Below are 22,003 nucleotides of genomic sequence, written 5' to 3' on the forward strand. Positions count from 1 at the left end.
CGTCCTTTGTAACCCTGGGTCCCGGCTTTCGCCGGGATGACGGTAGAAGTGTCTAGTCTCGCGCCTTCAGCGCTTCCGCCAGCGACGCGGTCGCACTTCCCCGCCGCGCGGGCTTGGGCTGCGAAGGGTCGGGCGCCCAGCCGGTCAAATAGACGATCTCGAAGCGCTCGGCGGTCTTGCCGTCGGGGTCGGCGCGCTCGGCGAAGGCGGCCGCCGCGCGAGCCAGGGTTCCGCGCGTCAGCGGCGGCGTGCCTTTGAGCAGGTTGGTTGCCGCCATCCCGCGCAAGTCGCCGAGCAGCCCGAACAGGCTCGAATAGCGCACCGTCAGCGTCTCGGTATCGGCGACGGGCAGCGCGAAGCCCGCGCGGCTGAGCAGGTCGCCGGCCGAGCGCACGTCGATCTGCGGATGGAAGCGCGCGGCGGGGCGGTCGGCCTCGGCTTCGATCAGCACCGATCGCAGCGTCGAGAGCGTGCCTGCCCCGGCGAAAGCCGCGAGGAACAGCCCGTCGGGCTTGAGCGCGCGATTGGCGAGCACCAGCGCGCCGGGGACGTCGTTCACCGAATCGAGCACGCCCGCCGAGACGACCAGGTCGAAGCTCGCATCGGGGAAGTGCGGCTGGTCCTCGTCGCCTTGCACCCCCGCGCCGGCGAATCGCGCGCCCGCGTCGAGCCGCGTGATCCGCGCGCCCGCCAGCGCGAAACTGCCGTCGAAGCTGCCCAGGTCGAGCACGTCGCGGAACTCGCGCTTCACCGCGTCGAGCCGCTCGCAGATCCCCTCGAGCATGTGCCGGCGGAGGAAGTCGTGCGCGGCATAGTTGCGCGCGGCGCGGTCGCGGCGGCGGCGGCGGAGCGCGCGGCCGAAGATCTCGGGAGGGCTGGAGTCGGTCACGGCGGCGCTTGTGCAGCGGCGCGCGTCGGGGGACAAGCAGCGCCATGGGGGTCCTTTCACCGTTCGCTGCCATTGCCGGCCTGGCGCTGCCGCCGCGTTGCCCGGGCTGCGGTGACGTCGTCTCGGCCGACCATCGTTTCTGCGCGCCCTGCTGGGGCGAGCTCCAGTTCCTCGGGCCGCCGTGGTGCGCGCATTGCCACCTGCCCTTCGAGCACGACCGCGGCGAGGGCGCGCTCTGCGGGCGCTGCATCGCCGATCCGCCGCCGCACGACGGGGTGCGCGCCGCGGTAGCCTATGGCGACGTCGCCCGCCGCGTGGCGCTGCGGCTGAAGTACGGCGGGCGGACCGCGCATGCCGCGACGATGGCCAAGGCGATGGCGCGGCTCATCCCCGACGGCGCCGACCTGCTCGTCCCCGTGCCGCTCCACCGCTGGCGGATCTGGTCGCGCGGGTTCAACCAGGCGGCGCTGATCGCGGCGGGGCTTTCGCGCGCGAGCGGCGTGCCCATGGCGGCCGGCCTCCTCGTGCGCGCCAAGCACACGCCGGTGCTCCGCGGGCTAGGCGCGCGCGGACGGGCCAAGGCGGTCGCCGGCGCCTTCGCGCTGGCGCCCGGCGCCAGGGAGCGGATCAAGGGCCGGCGCGTTATCCTCGTCGACGACGTCCACACCAGCGGCGCCACCGGCGACGCCTGTGCGAAGCTGCTCAAGCGCAGCGGTGCGGCCGAAGTGGTGCTGCTCTGCTGGGCGCGCGTGCTCGCCGCCGACGGCTCCGCGGACGCGCTTGATTGACAAATTGTGACAGGGTCCTCACCTGAACCGAGCTATGGCAAAGGTCGAAATCTACACCAAGGCGTTCTGCCCCTATTGCGTGCGCGCCAAGAAGCTCCTCGCCGCCAAGGGCGTCGAGGTCGAGGAATATGAGATCTCGATGGACCCCGATCGGCGCAAGGAGATGATCCAGCGCTCGGGCGGCGGCATGACCGTGCCGCAGATCTTCATCGACGGCCGGCCGGTGGGCGGCTCCGACGACCTCGCCGACCTCGACGACAGCGGCGAGCTCGACACGTTGCTTGCGGCATGAGCCGCGCCGCGCTCCTCCAGATGACGAGCGGAGTCGATCCCGCTGCCAATGCGCGCACGATCGTCGAGGCCGCGGCGGACGCGAAGGGCGAGGGGGCGGCGATGCTGTTCACCCCCGAGATGTCGGGGCTGGTCGACGCCAACCGCGAGCGCGCCTCGAAGGTGCTTGCGCGCGAAGGCGACGACCGGGTCCTCGCCGCGGTGCGCGAGGCAGCGGCGAAGCACAGGCTTTGGGTGCATCTCGGCAGCCTCGCCATCCTGCGTGAGGACGGCAAGCTTGCCAACCGCGCCTTCGTGATCGACGGCTCGGGCGCGATCCGCGCGCGCTACGACAAGATGCATCTATTCGACGTCGACCTCGCCACCGGCGAGAGCTGGCGCGAATCGGCGACCTACACGCGCGGCGAGCGCGCGGTGACGGTCGAGACGCCGCTCGGGCGGCTCGGCCTCGCGATCTGCTACGATTTGCGCTTCCCCGACCTGTTCCGCGCGCTGAGCAACGCCGGCGCGACGATCCTGGCCATGCCCGCGGCGTTCACTCGCCCCACCGGCGCCGCGCATTGGCACATCCTCCAGCGCGCCCGCGCGATCGAGGCGGCGGCGTTCGTCATCTCGGCGGCGCAGACCGGCGAGCATGAGGACGGCCGCGCGACCTATGGCCACAGCCTGGTGATCGATCCCTGGGGCGAGGTGCTGCTCGACCTGGGCGAGCCCGCGGGGCTGGGTTTCGCCGAGATCGACATGGCGCGCGTCGATGCTGCGCGGAGCCGCGTTCCCGTGATCCAGCACCGCCGCGCGATCCCGGAGCCCGAGGCGCTGTGATCGTCTTCGATCTCCGCTGCGGCCAGGGCCATGTGTTCGAGGCGTGGTTCGGCTCGAGCAGCGCCTATGAGGCGCAGCGCGAAGGCGGGCTGGTCGCCTGCCCGGTGTGCGGCGACAGCGCGGTCGAGAAGGCAGTGATGGCGCCCAATGTCGCAGCGAAGGGCAACCAGCGCAGCGGCGCGGGCCCGTCGCTCCCCGCCGAGGTCGCCGCGGAGCCTCCGCCCGAAGTGCTCAAGGCGGCGATGGCTGCGCTCGCCGAGGCGCAGGCCAAGGCGCTGGAGAAGTCGCAGTGGGTCGGCGTCTCGTTCAGCGACCGCGCCCGCGCGATGCACCTGGGCGAGGAAGCGCACGCCCCGATCCACGGCCAGGCCACGCCCGAACAGGCGAAGGCGCTGATCGACGAAGGCGTTCCGGTCGCGCCGCTCCCATTCCCGGTCGTTCCGCCCGAGGCGCGCAATTGACCCTGGGCGCCATGGCCGGTAGCAGCCGAGCCCACGCCCCCGTAGCTCAGCAGGACAGAGCAACGGTTTCCTAAACCGCAGGTCGGGAGTTCGAGTCTCTCCGGGGGCGCCAGGGTTCGGCGATCGGTTCAGCCGATCACGTCCGTCAGCCGCAGCCAGAGCTGCTGGTCGAAGTCCTTGTCGGCGGCCGCCGCACCCATGCGCACCACCACCAGCTTGCGGCTCGGCACGACGTAGAGCTTGCGGTCGAAGAAGCCGAGCGCCGCCACGGTGTCGGTCGGCGCCGCTGCGATCAGCGGGCCTTCCTTGCGGCCGAGGAGCGGACGCATCGCATAGGCGCCGCTGTTCAGCCACCAGAGCCGCCCATAAGCAGGGTTGGTCGCTGTCGGGATGAACAGCGCCTTGAGGTTGGCCTGCGAGACGATCCGCTTCCCGTCGTCGCCGACCCCGCCGTGGAGCACCATCAGACCGAACAGCGCCGTGTCGCGCGGCGTGGTGACGAGGCCGGTATCGTTCCCGATCGAAGCGAGCGCCGCGGGGCGCTTGCGCCAGGCGGTGTCCTTCATGCCCAGCGGGTCGGTCAGCCAGGCGCGCGTGATCGTATCGAGCGGCAGCTTGGCGGCCGCCGCCAGGATGCGCTTGGTGATCGCGTAGACGGGCGTGTTGTAGAAGAACAGCGTGCCCGGCGGCGCCGAATAGGCGAACTTCTCGTCGAGCCCCGAGCTCATGGTGAGCACGTCGATCACGCGGATCCTGGCTTCCTGCCCGGGCGTCGCCTTGGACCAGCCGGCGCCGAGATAGGCCGAGACCGGCTTCTCGATGTCGAGCAGCCCCTTGTCGATCGCGATCGCCACGAGCACCGCGACGAAGCTCTTCTGCTGCGAGGCGACGTCCTCGAGCAGCGCGCCTTCCTCGTTGCGCTCATAGGCGAAGGCGGCGAACTGCGGCGCGTCGGCGGCGGCGGGCGCGGGGAAGTTCTTCTCGATCAGCACCTTGCCGTCCTGGATCACCAGGAAGCCGGTGGTGTTCTGGTTGCGCAGGTAATCGAGCAGCCTGGCCGTCGCCGCGGCCTTGTCGGGCGCCGACTGTGCGGCGGCAGGCGCGGCGAGCGCAACCGGCGCGAGCAGCGCGACGGCGGCCGCAGCGGCTAGGGCCTTGATGTGGAATCGAACCATCTTCTTCACCTCCGATCTCGATCTATCTCGCCGCGATGTGCATGATATCGATGGCCAGCATGCTGCCGTTCGGCAAGCCCAAGGGAACGCATCCATGAAGACCAGCAGGCGGAATTTCCTTGCGGCCGGCGCAGCGCTTCCGGCGGCCGCTGCGGCAGCGGTGCCCGGCAGCGCGGCAAGCGACAAGGTCGACGCCGACCTCCGCAAGTACATCGGCTTCGGCAACAAGCAGGCCGGCGGGGCAGGGGACAACGCCTGCGGCGAATGGCTCGCGGGCGAGCTCGAAGGGCTCGGCTTCGAGGTCGAGCGCCAGAGCGTGCCGACGCCCTTCTTCGAGACCCAGCGCGCCGAGCTGTCGTCCGGCGACGCGCGCGCCGCGGTCTGGCCGCAGCCGATCGTCGCCCCGACCCCACTCGAGGGCGTCACCGGCCCGGTGGTGCGGATCGACGGCGCCGGTCGCTCGGATGCGCCGCTCGCGGGTGCGATCGCGCTGCTCGACCTGCCGTTCGCGCGCTGGTCGACCGCGCTCGCCAAGCCGATCCGCGAGTCCGTCACCGCTGCCTTCGCCGCCGGCGCCAGGGCCGCGGTGATCGTCACCAACGGCCCCACCGGCAAGGTGATCGCGCTCAACGCCGACGGCCGCAAGCCGATGTTCGCCGGTCCGGTCGCGGTGCTCGCACCGCAGGACGCCGGCCCCTTCCTCGCCGCGGCGATGCGCAAGGCGTCGGCGACGCTCGTCCTTACCGGCACCACCGGCCGCCGCCCGGCCTTCAACCTGATCGGCCGGATCGACCGCGGCAGGAAGCGCTGGCTGGCCGTGTCGACTCCGCGCTCGGGCTGGTTCGGCTGTGCGGCCGAGCGCGGTCCCGGCGTCGCCGCCTGGCTCTGGCTCGCGCGCTGGGCGAGCGCGGCGGTCAAGGGCCACGACCTCGCCTTCGTCTGCAACTCGGGGCATGAATATGAGTATCTCGGCGCGTCCGAGGCACTCAAGGCGATCGCGCCCGACCCGGCCGACACGCGCTTCTGGCTCCACCTCGGCGCCAATGTCGCCGCGCGCGACTGGCACGAGGGCACCGGCAAGCCGCTGCCCAGCATCGACCCGCAGCGCTTCCTGTCGGTGAGCCCCGCGCTGCTGCCGCTCGCACGCGAGGTGTTCGCGGGCCATGTCGGGCTCGAGGCGCCCTACACCACCGATATCCTCTCGGCGGGCGAGCTGACCGAGATCATCGCGGCGGGCTACAAGAATGTCGCGGGCGTGTTCGGCATCCATCGCTACCACCACGGCCCGGACGACGACGCGCGCTGCGTCTCGGCGACGAGCGTCGCGGCGACCGCGGCGGCGTTCCAGGCGATGGTCGAGCGGATCCTCCGCCAGGGCTGATGGGGTTCAACCCCGCCAGTCGACCCAATTGCCGTAGGGGTGGCAGAGCGCGAGGACGCGGCTTTCGCCGTCGGGCCAGGTGGTGAGCGTCAAGCGGACCTCGCTGCGCGTCGGCGTCCATTCGAAGCCGATCCAGGCGAAGGGCCGCTCGGCGGTGGCGCGCGCGCCGGCGTTGCGGATCTTGGCCTTCACCACTTCGCGGTCGCGGTCGCAGAGATATTGCAGCACCATCGAGTGGAAGACGGTGCGGCACACGCCCTCGGCCTGTGGCTCGGCCAGCCGCTCGGCGAGCCAGGAGACGGCGTTGGCGCGGTCGATCCGCGGCGGATAGCGCAGCGCGAGCTCGAGCGCCTGGGCGAGCCGCTCCGACCGGTGCGGCTGGTCGGCCCAGACATAGGCGAACAGCCGCTCGCGCGTCTGCTCGTCGGAGGGGTCGAGCGGATGGAGGTCGACGCCGCGCGCCGAGACGACGTCGATCGGCGCCACGTGCGGCAGCTCGCCGCGCCACTCGGGCGCGACCAGCACCGGCGAGCGCGCCTCGCCCGCGGCGATGCCGCCCAGGTCGTAGCGATAGCGCGCGAGGTTGAGGTTCAGCCCGCAGCTCGAGCCGAGCTCGAACAGCTCGAAGGGCAGGCCGAAGCGCGCCCGCACGACCATCAGCGCCGAGCCGATCGCGGCGGCGCGGCCGACTTCGTTGGTCTGCGGCGTGTCGCGCATCCAGCCCAGCACGAAGTCATCGTTGTCGGCGAGCGCGGTGCGGATCGCGCCGTCGAAATCCCGGTGTTCGCCGCGATAGAGCGCGCCGAGCGCGGCGGGCCTGTTGCGGCGGGCCAGCGCGTGAAGCGCGGCGTTGAAGCGCATCGCGAGCGCGGCGCTCGAGGGGTTGTCGGGCCATTCGGCGAAGAAGCCGGCGGTGCGCGGCGCCCAGCGGAGCTGGCGCTGCCCGGCCTCGAGCACGTCCGCCACGAACGGCGAGCCGAGCCCTCGCGCGACCCGGGCCTGGCGGCCGAGCTCGCCGAACTCGGTCACGTGCGCGATCATGTTCATTCGTCAGGTCCCCTACGCGCACGCGGATACTTACGGGCAATCCGACCTGCCCGGTCAGTCGATCGGTCGGGGCCGGGCGCGCCGCATCGACGCGCCCGGCAGGCCTTGCGCGGCGGGCAGGACGCCCGCCGCGCGGTTGGTCGTCAGAAGGCCTGCCAGTCGTCCGACGCAGCCGCCGAGGGGCGGACCAGCGCCGACACCGCAGCCGCGGGGAGCGGACGCACCGCACCGCCCGGCACCACCGGCTTGCGCGCCGGCGCCGCCGTGTGGCCGCCGACGTTGAAGCGGCGGGCCTGCTCGGCCAGGCCGTTGACTTCGCCCGACAGATTGCGCGCGGCGGCCGAGGTCTGCTCCACCATCGCGGCGTTCTGCTGGGTCGCCCGGTCCATGCTGCCGATCGCCGAGCTGATCTCGGTGATCGCAGTCGACTGCGCCTGGTTGTCCTCGGCGATGCGGCCGAGGAGACCGTGCACTTCGCCCACGTCGCCGGCGATGTTGGCGAGCGCGCTGTCGACCTTCTGGACCATGTCCACCGCCGCGACGATGTCGGTCTGGGTGGCGGTCAGCTGGTCGCGGGCGCGGCCCGCTTCCTCTTCGGCGCGCATCGCGAGGGCCGAGACGAGGTCGGCGACGACCGCGAAGCCGCGGCCCGCTTCACCCGCACGACCCGCCTCGACCGCGGCGTTCATCGCGAGCACGCGCGTCTGGAACGCGATCTTGTCGAGGCCCTCGATGACCGAGTCGATGCCCTTGGCGCTCTCGCTGACGCGAGTCATCGCCTGCACGGCCTCGTCGGCGATCGAGCGGCCGCCGGAGACGGTGCCGATGGCGCCGTCGGCGCGCTCCACCGTGCGCGTCGCCGCGGTGGCGGTGGCGCGCAGGCGCTCGTCCATCTGCGTGACCGCGGCCGAGGTCTGCTCGAGCGTCGCGGCATTGGCTTCGCTGCGGCGCGCGAGATCCTCGCTGGCCTGGGCGATCTCGCCCGAGCCGGTGCGGATCGTCGCGGTCGATTCCATCACCGAGGCGATGACTTCGCGCAGCGACGAGAGCGCGGCGTTGAAGTTCGACTTCACCACGCCGTATTCGCCCGGGAAGTCGGCACGGATCTCGGCGGTCAGGTTGCCGTTGGCGAGCTCCGAGAGGTGCTGCGACACGGTCTCGACGACCATCTTCTGCTGCGCCTCGGCCTGGGTGCTCGCGGCCTCGGCGGCGACCTTGGCCACCGCGGCATCGCGGAACACGAGCACGGCGCGGGCCATGTCGCCCAGCTCGTCGCCGCGATCGGTGGCGGGCACCGCCACGTCGTTCCGGCCCGCGGCGAGGTCCGCCATCGTGCGGGTAAGCTGCGAGATCGGGCGGGCGATCATGCCGCTCAGCATCAGCGCGAGCATGATGGCGATGGCGATGAGCGCGATGCCGCCGACGATCAGCACGACGGTCGCCGAGTGGATGGCGCCCTCCTGCAGCGCGCCGTTCTTCTCGATCAGCTCGGCCTGGGCGTCGCGGATGTCGCGCAGCGGCAGCACCGCGGCGCTGGTCAGCACGGCCTTGCCCGCGGCGCGGACCTCGGCCTCGGCGCCGTCGCGGTCGCCGGCCTGGACCTTGGCGATCAGGCGATCGGCCCATTTGCTGCGCCACGCCAGCGTCTCGTCGCGCGAGGTACGCAGCGCCTTCAGCTGGACGGGGTCGGTCAGCAGCTTCTCGAGATCGGCCGAGTTGCTGTCATATTCGTCGCGGCCTTCCTCGTAGGATTTGAGGTAGCTCTTGTCGCCGGTCACCAGGAAGCCGCGCATCTGGCTGTTCTGACGCAGCAGCGCGGTCTCCAGCGTGATGACCTTGGCGTGGATCGCCTGGCTCTGGTTGTTGCTGTCCGTCGTGTTGCGGATCATCGACACGTTCATGAAGAACACGATCATCATCACCGCGGCCGACGCACAGATCATGAGGAAGGACAGGCCCAGCTTCCTCGGGATCTTCATCGATTTCAGCATGTTTCCTAGCCTCAACATATAGTTGCACCGCCCGATCGTTCCGTGCGCCCTCAGGACGACCCCTTAGGAACAATATAGACGGCTCTGGGCCCCGGGGCCGCGCTGACGGCGGCCCGGGGCCCAGATTACCGGGTTCAGAAGTCGAACCGCACCGACGCCGAGACCGTGCGCCCGGTGAGGACGTGGCCCTTGGCCACGCCCGTCGCGGGGACCGTGGCATCGTCGATGCCGACGATCGCGAGCTTGTCGAACAGGTTGTTGGCGTTGACGCCCAGCGTGATCCGCTCGGTCGGACGGAACTGCACGAACGCGTTGGTCGTCATGTAGCCCGGCACCTTGAGCAGGTTCGCGTCGGTCGCGTAGCTGCCGGTGGTGCCGATGAACACGGCGCCCACGCTGAACAGCTTCGTGTTCACCTGCGGCGACACCTGGTAGATCAGCTTCGCCTGGCGATGCGGCGTGTTGCCGATCAGCGCCGGGGTGAGCTTGTCGTTGGTGATCTCCGCATGCGTGTAGGTCGCGCCGGCGTTGATGCTGAAGATGCCCCAGCGATAGCTGCCCTCGAACTCGGCGCCGACCGCCTTGTAGCCTCGGACGAGCGGCTGGCCGTTGGTGGCGTCGAGGTTGGTGTCCTCGGCCTTGGCCCAGAAGCCGGTGAGGTTCAGCGTCAGGTTCTCGTTGCGGTACTTCACGCCCGCCTCGGCCTGCTTCACCGTGTCATAGGCCGCGCTCTTGTCGGTCAGCGCGCCCGTGGTGGCGCTGACGAACGGACCGAACAGGATGCGATCGGCGTTGGCGCGGGCGCCGCGGCTGTAGCGCGCGAACACCGCGAGCGGCTCGGCGATGCGGTAGTTCACGCCCACCGAGTACGACAGATAGCCGTAATGGTAGTCGACCGGGCCCGGACGGCCGAGCGGGGTGATCGCCACCTGCATCTCGGGGACCGAGATCACGCCGTCGCCGTTCATGTCCTTCGGACCGACGCCGACGCGGCCGCCGCCGAGCTCCGCGCCATAGATCGAGCCATTGGCGTCGCCGAAGTCGTAGCGAAGGCTGCCGCCGACCGCGAGCTTGCCGATGTGGTAGTTCACCGAGCCGAACGGCGCGATCGTGGTGTAGCCGAGGCGGAAGCTGCGGCGGAAGGTGCCCACGGTCGGGCCGCCGTAGCGCAGCGTGCCGTCCTGCGTGACCTTGATGCCGCCCGCGGTGACGACGTCGAGCAGGTGCGATTCACCATTGCCCGCGATGTCGCCGAGCACGGTCGCCCAGTTCCAGTCCGAGTCGATCGTCTGGTGCGAGCCATAGACGCCGAAGGTGGTGGTCAGGTCGCCCGCGCCGACCTTCCACACGCGGCTGGCGCGCAGGTCGTTGGTGGCGTTGGCGAGGCTCTTGATGTCGGTGTCCGAAACCAGCTCGAGCGCCGCGATGCCGTTGCCGTTGAGCGTCGACAGGTTGGTGACCGTCTGGCCGGCGTTCGGGCCGCTAGCATAGCGCACCGTGCCGCCCACCGCGCCGAACGCCGGCGCCAGCGAGGCCGCGGGCAGATACTGGGTGTAGTAGATGCCCATATAGTGGTTCGACATGTCCGAGTAGCGGAAGCGCTCGGTGATGTCCCAGCCGGCGACTTCGAACTTGCTCTCGAGGCCGACCGACTTGACGATCGGATGCTGGCCCGCGGTCATGTCGTCACGCGTGACGTTGTTGTTGCCGTCGAGCGTGAGGAGGCTCTGGAAATACTTCGAATAGAGCGTGTCGCTGCGCGCGTCGAAGCCCTTGATGTTGTGGTAGTCGGGGTCGCTGTTCGTACCCGTCACGCCCACCGGGGTGAGGTCGAATGCCGGCACCCGGTCGTCGAGGTACTTGGCGTAGAGGCGGATGTAGCCGCCGTCGAATTCCTTGGTGATGTTGAACTTGATCTGGCCGCCGCGGGTCGAGTTGAAGCCCGTGTCGCGCGGGCCGGCGCCCTGGCGATAGAAGCCGCCGACGTTGAAGCGCAGCGTCGGGGTGATGTGCGCGCCATAGTCGAAGTCGATGCGGTGCATGCCATAGTCGAGGCCCGCCGAGAGCTGGACGGCGCCGCCGTCGGTGTCGCCGGTCTTCGAGATGAAGTTGACGATGCCGCCGGGCGAGTTCGACGCGAAGGTCGACGCCGAGCCGCCACGGATCGCTTCGACTGCGTTGAGGCCGAGGTCGGCGCGCAGGAACGTGTCGGCGCTGCCGAAGGCGATGTCGCCGAACTCGAGGATCGGCAGGCCGTCTTCCTGGAGCTGCAGGAACTTGGCGCCGGTCGAGGCGATCGGCAGGCCGCGGATGGTGATGTTGGCCATACCTTCACCCGCAGCGGCTTCCGAACGGACGCCGGGGATGTCGCGCAGGATGTCGCCGACCGAGCGAGCGCTCAGCTTGTCGATCTCGGCGCCGCGCAGCGCGCTGGTCGAGGTGGCGCTGTCGAGGCGGTCGCGGCCCTTGGCGACGCCGGTCGAGAAGACCTCGGTCTGCGCGGCGGGCTTGGCGTCCTGCTCGGGCTTGGCTTCCTCGCCGGCCTTGGCGGCGGGCGCGGCAGGCGCGGTCTCGGCCATCGCGGGAGCCGCGAAGGCGAAGGGCGCGACGGTAAGGAGGAGAAGGTGCTTTTTCATGTGGTTTCTGACCCTGTTGGTGATTTCTGACCTGATCGGTGATTGGGTGACCCTGCCCGAGCTTCGACGGATGGATTCCCGGTCCCGCTTCGATCGGGCGCAGCCGGGGATGGCCCCGGCGGCTCGATCGCCGACGGGGGACTGGCTGTGCGCAATCGAAAGGGCACGGGCCCCTTCGCTGCGGCAGGATCACAGAGAGCCCGTGCGGCGGGACGCGCCGACGAGCGGGTTCGGTAGGGAGATGCGACCGAGGTTCTGTTCTACTGCACGCGCGACGGTGATTCTGTCTCCGCCGATTCAATTCCCCGGCTGGCGGCCGGAGACATCGCGTTTCGACTTTCTGTCAAAGGCTACTCATTCACTGTTACTCACAACTGCAACTATAGGGGGTTCCACTAGGGGACCTTCCCTAGGGACCCCAAAAAAACGCTGTGCCTGTAGAGACACGTATGTTGCCGTAAGGTCACAGTAACCATGGATTGCGGCAGTGCAGCATGGTTCCCATATGCGCGGGAACCGAGGAGTGCTGCGATGGAAGCTGCCCGTTCGTCCGCCCATGCCGTTGCCGCGCGCGAGGAAAAACGCCGCGCTGCCGAGGCGATGGGTATCGACGAGGCGTTCGTCTCCGATCTGGTCGACCGCTTCTACGCTCGCATCCGCGAAGATGGCCTCCTGGGCCCGATCTTCGCCGCGCGGATCGAGGACTGGGCGCCCCACCTCGACCAGATGAAACGCTTCTGGCGATCGGTGCTGTTCAGCAGCGGCGAATTCCTCGGCAACCCGATGGCCAGGCATCTCGCGATCCCCGAGCTCGACCGCGCGCTGTTCGAGCGCTGGCTGAAGCTGTTCGACGCGACGCTCGCCGAGCTGGGCGGCGAGGCGGCGCGAGCGCATGTGCTCGAGCGCGCGCGGCTGATCGCCAATAGCCTGCTGAACGGCATCGCGATTCACCATCATGGCCGGATCGGGCTGACCGCGGGCGAAGCGCTTTAGGTCTTATCGACATTCAGGTCGAAGGACGGGTTTCATCCAAAGACCCGTCACCCCGAGCTTGTTTCGGGTCCAGCTCGCCACGGGCGATATCGCCCCGGAGGATCGTTGGATGCTGAAACAAGGGCGTGTCACCTATTTCACTCTTTGAAAGCAGGTGGGGCGGAGGCGGCGCTGCCTCTTGAGCCGTCATCCCGGCGAAAGCCGGGACCCAGGGCCACGAGCGATATCCTCGGTAACCCTGGGTCCCGGCCTTCGCCGGGATGACGGTGGCAGGAGCGACGAAGAAGCGGGCTTCCCGGTCAGCGTAAGCCCTAATTCTTGCGAATCGCTCGCAACATTATTGCGATCAGTTCGCAGCTCTATCTATCGCCGGCGTGGCATTTACCGGCGGCGTGCCCTTCAGGCTCTCGGCCACCTTCTCCGCCTGCTCCAGCACGCGCAGCACATTCCCCCCGGCGACCTTCGCCAGGTCCGCATCGCTCCACCCGCGCCGCGCCAGCTCGGCCAGCAGCGCGGGGTAGGTGTCGACGCCGCCCAGCCCCTCGGGGAGCTCGTTGCCGACCCCGTCATAGTCGCTGCCCAAGCCGACATGATCGACGCCCGCCACCTTGGCGACATGCTCGACATGGTCCGCCACCATCGCCAGCGTCACCCTGGGCTTGGGATGCGCCGCCAGCCAGTCGTCATAGGCCTTCTTCGCCGCCTCGGGCTGGCCGATCAGCAGCCCCGAATAGGGCGGCGAATTGAGCCGCGCCTTCTCCGCCGCCGAATCCGCCGACCAGTTGCGATAGGCTTCGGAGACATAAGGCAGCGCGTAATTGACCATCACCACGCCCCCGTTCGCCGCGAGCAGCCTGAGCACCTCGTCCGAGACGTTGCGCGGATGGTTGGCGATCGCGCGCGCGCTCGAGTGCGAGAAGATCACCGGCGCCTTGGACACGCGCAACGCATCCTTCATCGTGTCCTCGGAGACGTGGCTGAGGTCGACGAGCATCCCCAGCCGGTTGAGCTCGAGCACCACCTGCTCGCCGAACGGGGTGAGCCCGCCGTGCTTCGGATTGTCGGTCGCCGAATCGGCCCAGTCGGTGGTCAGCACATGGGTGAGCGTGAGATAGCCCGCGCCGAGCGCGCGATAGGCGCGCAGCACCGAGAGGCTGTCGTCGATCTGCCCGCCGCCCTCGACGCCCATCAGCGAAGCGATCCGCCCGGCCTTGTGGATGCGGCGCACGTCGGCGGCGGTGGTCGCCAGCTCGAAGGTCTCGGGGTAGCGCGCGACGATCTGGCGGACGAGGTCGATCTGCTCGAGCGTTTCCTTGACCTGCTCGAGCCCGGGCAGGCTGGCATCGACATAGACCGACCAGAATTGCCCGCCGACGCCGCCCTTCCTCAGCCGCTCGATGTCGGTGTTGTAGGGTTCGGGCAGCGTGCCGAGGCCCTTGGTCAGGTCGAGCGTCCAGCGCTTGTCGCCCGCCTGGTCCTTGAGCGTCTCGGCCCAGTCGTTGTGCCCGTCGATCAGCGGCGTGTCGCGCAGCACCTTGGCGACGCGCGCGGCGATGGCCTTGTCCTGCGGCGTATCCTGCGCGGCGGCAGGCGTGGCGAGCGCCAGCGCGGCGGCCGCGGCGAGCAGCAGGTGACGGACTTCAACCCGATTCATGCGGTGCTTCCCTTTTTATCGCGGCCTCCAAAACGGGACCGACCTTCTTTCCCACCCAACCGTCATCCCGGCGAAAGCCGGGACCCAGGGCCGCGAGCGACGTCCCCTGCAACCCTGGGTCCCGGCTTTCGCCGGGATGACGGCTGAGAGGGCGATGCCCGGCTCGACCCTTCACCCATGGCCATTGGCTTCGGCCTGAGTCTGCCGCTGCCCCGCGTGGAGGCTCAGCAGCGCGTCCATCAGGTCCTCGTCGGGGCTCGACATCACGCCGAGCACTTCGGCTTCGTCGCAGCCCTCGGCGGCGACATAGGCGTGGCCCATACTCGAATCGATGTAGATCGACTGGCCGGGCTCGAGCGTGACCGGATCGTAGAACTCCAGGTGCACCACGATCCGCCCGCGCAGCACATAGATGAACTCCTCGCCGGTATGGTGGACGAGGTCGCCGAACGCCTCGGGCGATTTGGCGCGGATCTTGGTGAGCACGGGAATCATCCGCTTCCGGCGCAGCTCGGTGCAGAGATAATAATAATCGTAGTTCGGCGTCTCGACACGCACCGCCTGCTCCTCGCTGCCGAGGCTGCGGCGCGCGGTGACGGGCTGGGGCGCGCTCGAGTCGGGCTCGGCGAACAGCTCGGACATGCGCATGCCCAGCCGCTGGGCGAGCTGCTGCAGCTTGTCGTAGCTGAGGGTGAGCCGGTCATGCTCGATCTTGGAAAGCGTCGAGACCGGGATCCCGCTCTTCGCGCTCATTTCCTTCAAGGTCCAGCGCTCGCGGTTCCTGAGGTTGCGCAGCAGCGCGCCCAGGGTCGGGGCAGGGGTCGGCAAACGGGCTCCCTTCTTCACTGTTGACCGATTTTCCGATCAGGATAAAACTGTCCCAATCGGGTTGCACTTTTGCAAGCTTATCGGGAGGACGCCGCCTCGGCAATCCCGGGCGGGACAGGGAGGAAGATATGCGCAGATGGAAACGCGCCGCAGCGGCAGTCGCCGCGGTGCTGGGCCTGGCGGGAGCCGCCACCGGGCAGTTGGCCAAGAAGCCGGACGTGCTCTCGCCGCCGGTGGCGCCCGCCGCGACGACCGCGACCGTTCCGGCCGGCGGCGCCCGCCCGCTCGAAAAGACCGACCTCGACGCCTGGCTCGACGGCTTCATGCCCAATGCGCTGCGCGGCGGCGACCTCGCCGGCGCGGTGGTGGTGGTCGTGAAGGACGGCCAGGTGATGACCGCGCGCGGCTTCGGCTATGCCGATGTCGCGAAGAAGACGCCGGTCGACCCCTACAAGACGCTGTTCCGCCCCGGCTCGGTGTCGAAGCTCGTCACCTGGACCGCGGTGATGCAGCAGGTCGAGGCGGGCAAGATCAACCTCGACGCCGACATCAACACCTATCTCGACTTCAAGATTCCGCCGCGGGGCGGCCAGCCGATCACGATGCGCCAGATCATGACGCACACCGCGGGCTTCGAGGAAGCGATCAAGGACCTGATCGGCTACGACGGCAGCAAGGTGATGCCGATCGACGCCTACCTCAAGCGCTGGACGCCGCACCGCATCTTCGACGCGGGCACCACGCCGGCCTATTCGAACTGGGCGACCACGCTGGCGGGCTATGTCGTCCAGCGCGTCTCGGGGATGAAGTTCGACGATTATGTCGACCAGCGCATCTTCGCGCCGCTCCAGATGCAATACGCCACCTTCCGCCAGCCGCTGCCCAAGCAGCTCGCGCCGTACATGGCGCAGGGCTATCCCAAGGCGTCGGAGCCGGCCAAGCCGTTCGAGATCGTCCAGCCGGCCCCCGCGGGTTCGCTCTCGGCCTCGGGCGTCGACATGGCCAAGTTCATGATCGCGCACCTCAACAACGGCGCCGGGCTGCTCCGTCCCGAGACCGCGGCGATGATGCACGACAGCCCGCTCGACAAGGTCAATCCCAGGTCGCTGATCCCGCCGCTCAACCGGATGGAGCTCGGCTTCTTCGAGACCAACATCAACGGCCGCGAAGTGATCGCGCACCTCGGCGACACCGAGAATTTCCACACCTCGCTCCATCTGTTCATGAAGGAAGGCGTGGGCTTCTACGTCTCGTTCAACAGCGCCGGGCATGAGGGCGCCGCGCACCAGGTGCGTCTCGACCTCTTCCGCGACTTCGCCGACCGCTATTTCCCCTCGACCGAGAAGGACGGCAAGGTCGACGACAAGACCGCCGCCGAGCATGCCAGGCTGATGGTCGGCCTCTGGGAGAGCAGCCGCAAGCCGTCGTCGAACTTCCTCGACGTGATCAACCTGATCGGCCAGACGACCGTCACGGTCGACGCGCACGGCAAGCTGCTGATCCCGTCGCTCAAGGGCGCCAACCATGCGCCGGTGGTGTGGGACGAGATCGCGCCCTTCGTCTGGCGCGAGCATGGCGGGCACGATCGCCTTGCCGCGCAGGTGGTCGACGGCAAGGTCGTCCGCTGGAGCTACGACCTGCCCGCGCCGTTCACCGTGTGGGACCGCGTGCCCTTCGGCCGCTCGGGCGCCTGGATCCTGCCGCTGCTCTACGCCAGCCTCGCGGTGCTCGCGCTCGCGCTGCTCTACTGGCCGGTCGCCGCGTTCACCCGCTGGCGGTTCGGGGCGAAGCTCGCGCTCGAAGGCAATGCGAAGCGCGCCTATCGCGCGACGGGGATCATGGCGGGGCTGGTGCTCGCGATGCTGCTCAGCTGGATCATCGTGGTCCAGTCGCTGTTCGGCAACCTCAGCTCGCTCACCTCCACCGCGGACGTGCTGCTCTGGGCCTGCCAGATCGGCGGCGCGATCATCTTCGTCGGCGCCGTCGGCATCACCGGCTGGAACGCCTGGCTCAGCTGGCGCGACGGGCGCAGCTGGCCGCGCAAGATCTGGAACACGCTGGTCTGCCTGGCGACGCTCCAGGTGCTCTACGTCGCCAGCACCTTCGGCCTGCTCTCGATGACGGTGAACTACTGATGACGAAGCGCAAGCTGGGGGTGCAGGCCGAGGTCCTGCGCTTCGTCGAGCCCTTCCGCATCGCGGGCTATGTGTTCGAGACGTCCGAAGTGGTGGTGGTCACGCTCGAAGAGGGTGACCACCAGGGGCGCGGCGAGGGCGGCGGCGTCTATTACCTCGGCGACGACGTGCCCAACATGCTCGCCGACATTGCCGCCGCGAAGGACGCGATCGAGGCAGGCGCGAGCCGCGAGGCGCTGCTCGCGCTCATGCCTGCGGGCGGCGGCCGCAACGCCGTCGACGCGGCGCTTTGGGAGCTCGAGTCTCGCCAGGCCGGCGTGCCGGTGTGGCGGCTCGCGGGGCTGGAGTCGGTGCGGCCGGTGGTCACCACCTTCACGGTCAGCGCCGGCGAGCCCGAATGGATGGCCGGCGTTGCCACGCGCTATGCCGAGGCGCGGTCGATCAAGGTCAAGCTCACCGGCGAGCTGGCGCTCGACCTCGAGCGCGTCCGCGCCATCCGCGCGGCGCGGCCCGACGTGTGGCTCGGCGTCGACGGCAACCAGGGCTATCTCCGCGAGGACCTGGAGGCGCTGGTCGCGGGGCTGTGCGAGTTCGATGTCGCGCTGCTCGAACAGCCGCTGAAGCGCGGCGCCGAGGCAGGGCTCGAGCGGTTCAAGTCGCCGATCCCGATCGCGGGGGACGAGAGCCTGCTCACCCTCGACGACGTCGCCACGGCGGTCGGCCGGTTCGACGTGGTGAACATCAAGCTCGACAAGTGCGGCGGGCTCACCGAGGGCCTCCGCATGGCCGAGGCCGCGCGCAGGCTGGGGCTTGGGGTGATGGTCGGCACGATGGTGGGGACGAGCCTCGCCACCGCGCCGGGCTTCGTCCTCGGCCAGCTCGCCGACCTGGTCGACCTCGACGGCCCGACCTTCCTCGCCGAGGACCGCAAGCCCAGCGTGGTCTACCGCGACGGCACGCTGTTCGCCGGCGACGACGTCTGGGGCGGCGCGCAGACGGTCGCGGCATGAGTGGGGGTCCGGCATGCTGGAGCAAGGGCGTGCCATCGATTGTGGGACGGGCTTGAATACCTCTCAACCGTCATCCCGGCGAAAGCCGGGATCCAGGGCAGCAAACGACGTCGCCCGTGACTCTGGGTCCCGGCTTTCGCCGGGATGACGATTTAGGAGCATGAAATGAACCTCGCTCGCGAGATCCTTCAACCCGTGAAAATGATCGCCCGCGCCGTTCAGCATGACGGGTGGTTATCGGTTCCCGAACGGCAGGAACCCTGAATGCCCACCCAGTCCAACTCCTGGTTCGGCCAACCCCGCGGCCTGACGATCCTGTTCCTCACCAACATGTGGGAGCAATTCTCCTACTACGGCATGCGCGCGCTGCTCATGTACTACATGACCAAGCAGCTCCTGCTCGCGCAGGGCAATGCCTCCTACATCTACGGCACCTACACCGCCTGCGCCTATTTCACGCCGATCGTCGGCGGCGCGATCGCCGATCGCTGGCTGGGCAAGCGGCTCGCGATCATCATCGGCGCGAGCGTGATGGCGCTCGGCCACTTCATGATGGCGTTCGAGCCGCTGTTCTACGCCGCGCTGACTGCGATCGCGCTCGGCAACGGCCTGTTCCTGCCCAGCCTGCCGAGCCAGATCGACGACCTCTACGAGCGCGGCGACCCGCGCGTCGGCTGGGCGTACAACGTCTACTATGTCGGGGTGAACATCGGCGGCTTCCTGGCGCCGCTGATCTGCGGGACGCTGGGCGAGCTCTACGGCTGGCACTACGGCTTCGCCGCGGCGGGCTTCGGCATGCTCGCCGGGCTGGTGATATACCTCTTCGGCCAGCGCCATCTCCCCGAGCAGCGCGCCCCCGTGGTGCGCGAAGCGAAGGCGCCGGCGCGCGGGATGGGCTGGCGCACCGTCGCGATGCTCGTCGGCGTCGCGCTCGCGGTGACCCTCTTCCGGGGCGCCTATGAGCAGGCGGGCAACAGCTTCGCGCTCTGGGCCGAGGCGGGCGTCGACCGCCACGCCGGCGCGATGGTCGTGCCCGTCACCTGGTTCCAGTCGCTCAACCCGCTGCTCGTCATGCTGATGACCCCGCCGCTGCTCGCCTGGTGGACGCGGCGCGCCGCCCGCGGCCGTGTCCCCGCGCCGACCGCCAGGATGGCGCAGGGCGCGCTCATCGTCGCGGCGGCCTATGTCCTGCTCGCCGGCGTAGCGTGGAACGGCGGGAGCGGCGTGCAGGCGAGCTGGATCTGGCTGATCCTCTTCTTCGCCGTCTACACCTTCGGCGAGCTCCATATCCTGCCCACCGGCCTCGGCCTCTTCGCCCGGCTAGCGCCGATCGGCCTCGGCGCGACGACGGTCGCCTCCTGGTACCTCGCCACCTTCGCCGGCAACCTCACCGCCGGCTTCGTCGGGAGTCTCTGGAGCCGATTCACCCCGCCGGGCTTCTTCCTGATGCTCGCAGGGCTGGGCGCCGTCGCGGCGCTGTTGCTGCGGCTTTCGGGCGCTGCATTCGGCCGGGAAAGCAGCGAAGTTAGGCCCGATCCGAAACCATCTGACGAATCCTTTTGACAATTCTCTGATCAGGACAATAGTGTCCTAATTCGAGCTCGGCGTGCATTTGAGGAGATGCAACGATCGAGCGGCCTCCTGGGGGGAGACGATAGATGAAGCCGATGAAGCTCCTGATGACTACTGCCGCCGCCGCGCTGGTCGCCGCGTTGCCGGCGCACGCCGAAACCAAGCCCGCGGACACGACCGCGGACACCACGGCCGATCCCGCACAGTCGGGCAGCGACGACGAGATCGTCGTCACCGCGCAGAAGCGCGAGCAGACGCTGATCGAGGTCCCGCAATCGGTCTCGGTGGTCAGCGGCGACACGCTCGAGCGCAACCAGGCGACGCAGTTCCAGGATTACGTCAAGCTCGTGCCCGGCCTGCAGATCTCGCAGTCCAATCCGGGCGAGGCGCGGCTCGTGCTGCGCGGCATCAATACCGGCGGCGTCGCCGCGACGGTCTCGACCTATATCGACGAGACGCCCTTCGGGTCGTCGAGCGGACTCGTCAACGGCGCGATCCTCGCGGGCGAGTTCGACACGTTCGACGTCGCGCGCGTCGAGGTCCTCCGCGGGCCGCAGGGCACGCTCTATGGCGCCAGCTCGTTGGGCGGCGTGCTCAAGTTCGTCACCGCCGAGCCCGACACGGTGAAGCTCGTCGCGCGCGGCCGCGCCAGCGTCGAGACCACCAGGGGCGGCGAAGCCAGCTACATGGGCTCGGCGATGGTCAACGTGCCGCTCGGCGACACGCTGGCGGTGCGCGCCTCGGGCTTCTACCGCAGCTACGGCGGCTTCATCGACTCGATCGGCACCGCCGGCTCGGACGTCGAGAAGAACATCAACGGCTCGAAAAGCTACGGCGGCCGAATCTCGGCGCTGTTCAAGCCGAGCCCGAAGTTCTCGATCCGCCTCACCGCGGTGCTCCAGAACCTCGATACCGACGCGCCCAACCTCGTCGAGAGCGATCCGCTGCTGCTCCACACGCTGTACGGCGGGCTGACCCAGTCGCAATATGTGCCGCAGTTCACCAACATCAGCTACCGCCTCTACAACGGCACGGTGAACGCCGACCTCGGCATCGCGACGCTCACCTCGTCGACGAGCTACAGCACGCTCAAGGAATCGCTGCAGGACGATCCCACCACCCAATATGGCGCGCTGCTCGGGCTGATCTTCAGCGTCCCGACGCCCGACGTCGGGCTGCGCCAGCACACCAACCTCAAGAAGTTCACGCAGGAAGTCCGGCTCGCCTCGTCGGGCGAGGGCATGTTCGAATGGCTGGTCGGCGGCTATTACACGCATGAGACGGGCGACATCCTCCAGCGGCTCGACGCCTTCACCCACGGCACGATGACGCCGGTGGCGGGGCTGCCCCTGCTCGCCGACATCTTCCTCTCGTCCAAATATGAGGAGTTCGCGGGCTTCGCGAACGGCACGGTCCACTTCGGCCCGCGCTTCGACGTGACGGTCGGCGGGCGCTACAGCCACAACAAGCAGAGCGCCGCGCAGGGCGGCGGCGGCATCCTCGCCAGCGCGGCGAGCTCGGCCACTTCGTCCGAAGGCGTGTTCACCTGGTCGGTCGCGCCCAAGTTCAAGCTCGCGGACAATGTCTCGCTCTATGCGCGCGTGGCCAAGGGCTTCCGTCCGGGCGGGCCCAACATCCTGCCGCCGGGCGCGCCCGCCAACACGCCGCATACCTATGATTCGGACTCGCTGATCAGCTACGAGGCGGGCATCAAGGCCGAGACCAGCGATCGCAGCTTCGCGATCGACCTCGCCGCCTTCCACATCGACTGGTCGCACATCCAGCTCTTCGCCCAGGTCAACGGCTATGGCATCAATGCCAACGCCGGCAGCGCCACGAGCGACGGCCTCGAGTTCACGGCCACGCTGCGTCCGACCAAGGGCTTCGACGTCTCGATCAACGGCGCCTATACCGACGCGCAGCTGGGCACGGACACCGATCCGCTGGTCGGTGGCCTGAAGGACGACGCGCTGCCCTACACGCCCAAGTACAGCGTCAGCGTCAACAGCGACTATGAGTGGAGCGTGGGCGGCAACGCCCAGGCCTATGTCGGCGGGTCGATCCGGCACGTCGCCGGGCAGGTGAGCGATTACGACATCACCTATCGCACCACCTATGGCCACCAGCGCCGACTGCCGAGCTACAATGTCGTCGACCTGCGCGCCGGCGTCGACTTCGGCCAGTTCTCGCTCGAGGCCTATGTGAAGAACCTCACCGATTCCGAAGGCAAGACCAGCTCGAGCGGGGACGGAATCTATCCTGCCGGCGCGGTCGGCACCGGCATCATCCGGCCGCGAACCATCGGCGTCACTCTGGGAGCGGGCTTCTAA

17 protein-coding genes and 1 tRNA gene are annotated in these 22,003 nt (G+C 69.0%); 11 read left to right on the forward strand and 7 right to left on the reverse strand.

What is annotated here, in order from left to right; genetic code table 11:
• Positions 1–52: 52 nt before the first annotated feature.
• Positions 53–889, reverse strand: a complete 837-nt coding sequence (locus J7495_RS01715) for a class I SAM-dependent methyltransferase (RefSeq protein WP_294054335.1) — start codon at positions 887–889, stop codon at positions 53–55.
• Between the two features lie 44 nt (positions 890–933).
• On the opposite strand from J7495_RS01715, the gene J7495_RS01720 reads away from it, so the two are divergent.
• From J7495_RS01720 to J7495_RS01740, 5 genes are all read left to right on the forward strand, one after another.
• Positions 934–1,677, forward strand: a complete 744-nt coding sequence (locus J7495_RS01720) for a ComF family protein (RefSeq protein WP_294054336.1) — start codon at positions 934–936, stop codon at positions 1,675–1,677.
• A 34-nt stretch (positions 1,678–1,711) separates the two neighbouring features.
• Entirely contained in the window at positions 1,712–1,969 is a 258-nt protein-coding gene (gene grxC / locus J7495_RS01725; RefSeq protein WP_294054337.1) for a glutaredoxin 3, read from the forward strand.
• Complete coding sequence (locus J7495_RS01730) at positions 1,966–2,790, forward strand: carbon-nitrogen hydrolase family protein (protein WP_294054338.1); 825 nt, start codon at positions 1,966–1,968, stop codon at positions 2,788–2,790. The genes grxC and J7495_RS01730 overlap by 4 nt, the downstream gene beginning before the upstream one ends.
• Positions 2,787–3,251, forward strand: a complete 465-nt coding sequence (locus J7495_RS01735) for a DUF1178 family protein (protein ID WP_294054339.1) — start codon at positions 2,787–2,789, stop codon at positions 3,249–3,251. The genes J7495_RS01730 and J7495_RS01735 overlap by 4 nt, the downstream gene beginning before the upstream one ends.
• 35 nt (positions 3,252–3,286) lie before the next feature.
• Positions 3,287–3,363: transfer RNA gene (locus J7495_RS01740), tRNA-Arg, on the forward strand.
• A gap of 16 nt (positions 3,364–3,379) precedes the next feature.
• Here J7495_RS01740 and J7495_RS01745 read toward each other — a convergent pair.
• Positions 3,380–4,426, reverse strand: a complete 1,047-nt coding sequence (locus J7495_RS01745; RefSeq protein ID WP_294054340.1) for a serine hydrolase — start codon at positions 4,424–4,426, stop codon at positions 3,380–3,382.
• Positions 4,427–4,520: 94 nt separating this feature from the next.
• Here J7495_RS01745 and J7495_RS01750 point away from each other — a divergent pair, with 94 nt between their 5' ends.
• On the forward strand, positions 4,521–5,807 hold the full coding sequence (locus J7495_RS01750; protein ID WP_294054341.1) for a PA domain-containing protein: 1,287 nt from the start codon (positions 4,521–4,523) through the stop codon (positions 5,805–5,807).
• Positions 5,808–5,813: 6 nt separating this feature from the next.
• On the opposite strand, the gene J7495_RS01755 is transcribed toward J7495_RS01750, so the two are convergent.
• The 3 genes from J7495_RS01755 to J7495_RS01765 all read right to left on the reverse strand — a co-directional run bounded on the left by J7495_RS01755 (position 5,814) and on the right by J7495_RS01765 (position 11,481).
• Positions 5,814–6,854 (reverse strand): DUF2332 family protein, encoded by a 1,041-nt coding sequence (locus J7495_RS01755; protein WP_294054342.1) that lies wholly within the window; start codon positions 6,852–6,854, stop codon positions 5,814–5,816.
• Between the two features lie 143 nt (positions 6,855–6,997).
• On the reverse strand, positions 6,998–8,845 hold the full coding sequence (locus tag J7495_RS01760) for a methyl-accepting chemotaxis protein (protein ID WP_294054343.1): 1,848 nt from the start codon (positions 8,843–8,845) through the stop codon (positions 6,998–7,000).
• 134 nt (positions 8,846–8,979) lie between these two features.
• Complete coding sequence (locus J7495_RS01765) at positions 8,980–11,481, reverse strand: TonB-dependent receptor (RefSeq protein WP_294054344.1); 2,502 nt, start codon at positions 11,479–11,481, stop codon at positions 8,980–8,982.
• A 531-nt stretch (positions 11,482–12,012) separates the two neighbouring features.
• Between J7495_RS01765 and J7495_RS01770 the strand changes: the two genes are divergently transcribed.
• Positions 12,013–12,474, forward strand: a complete 462-nt coding sequence (locus tag J7495_RS01770) for a group III truncated hemoglobin (protein ID WP_294054345.1) — start codon at positions 12,013–12,015, stop codon at positions 12,472–12,474.
• Positions 12,475–12,820: 346 nt separating this feature from the next.
• Here the strand turns inward: J7495_RS01770 and J7495_RS01775 are convergent, their stop codons facing one another.
• Together J7495_RS01775 and J7495_RS01780 are read right to left on the reverse strand one after the other, a co-directional pair.
• Positions 12,821–14,128 carry a dipeptidase gene (locus tag J7495_RS01775; RefSeq protein ID WP_294054346.1) on the reverse strand — a complete coding sequence of 436 codons (1,308 nt, stop codon included), beginning with the start codon at positions 14,126–14,128 and terminating at the stop codon, positions 12,821–12,823.
• A gap of 171 nt (positions 14,129–14,299) precedes the next feature.
• Positions 14,300–14,956 (reverse strand): XRE family transcriptional regulator, encoded by a 657-nt coding sequence (locus J7495_RS01780; protein WP_294054347.1) that lies wholly within the window; start codon positions 14,954–14,956, stop codon positions 14,300–14,302.
• Positions 14,957–15,084: 128 nt separating this feature from the next.
• Here J7495_RS01780 and J7495_RS01785 point away from each other — a divergent pair, with 128 nt between their 5' ends.
• The 4 genes from J7495_RS01785 (at position 15,085) to J7495_RS01800 (ending at position 22,003) form a co-directional block, all read left to right on the forward strand.
• Positions 15,085–17,091 (forward strand): serine hydrolase domain-containing protein, encoded by a 2,007-nt coding sequence (locus tag J7495_RS01785; protein ID WP_294054348.1) that lies wholly within the window; start codon positions 15,085–15,087, stop codon positions 17,089–17,091.
• On the forward strand, positions 17,091–18,101 hold the full coding sequence (locus tag J7495_RS01790; RefSeq protein WP_294054349.1) for a dipeptide epimerase: 1,011 nt from the start codon (positions 17,091–17,093) through the stop codon (positions 18,099–18,101). Before J7495_RS01785 ends, J7495_RS01790 begins: the two co-directional genes overlap by 1 nt.
• A 264-nt stretch (positions 18,102–18,365) precedes the next feature.
• Positions 18,366–19,664 (forward strand): peptide MFS transporter, encoded by a 1,299-nt coding sequence (locus J7495_RS01795; protein WP_294054350.1) that lies wholly within the window; start codon positions 18,366–18,368, stop codon positions 19,662–19,664.
• A gap of 95 nt (positions 19,665–19,759) precedes the next feature.
• Positions 19,760–22,003 carry a TonB-dependent receptor gene (locus tag J7495_RS01800; protein WP_294054351.1) on the forward strand — a complete coding sequence of 748 codons (2,244 nt, stop codon included), beginning with the start codon at positions 19,760–19,762 and terminating at the stop codon, positions 22,001–22,003.

The organism is Sphingomonas sp. (assembly GCF_017745215.1).
Classification (GTDB): domain Bacteria; phylum Pseudomonadota; class Alphaproteobacteria; order Sphingomonadales; family Sphingomonadaceae; genus Sphingomonas.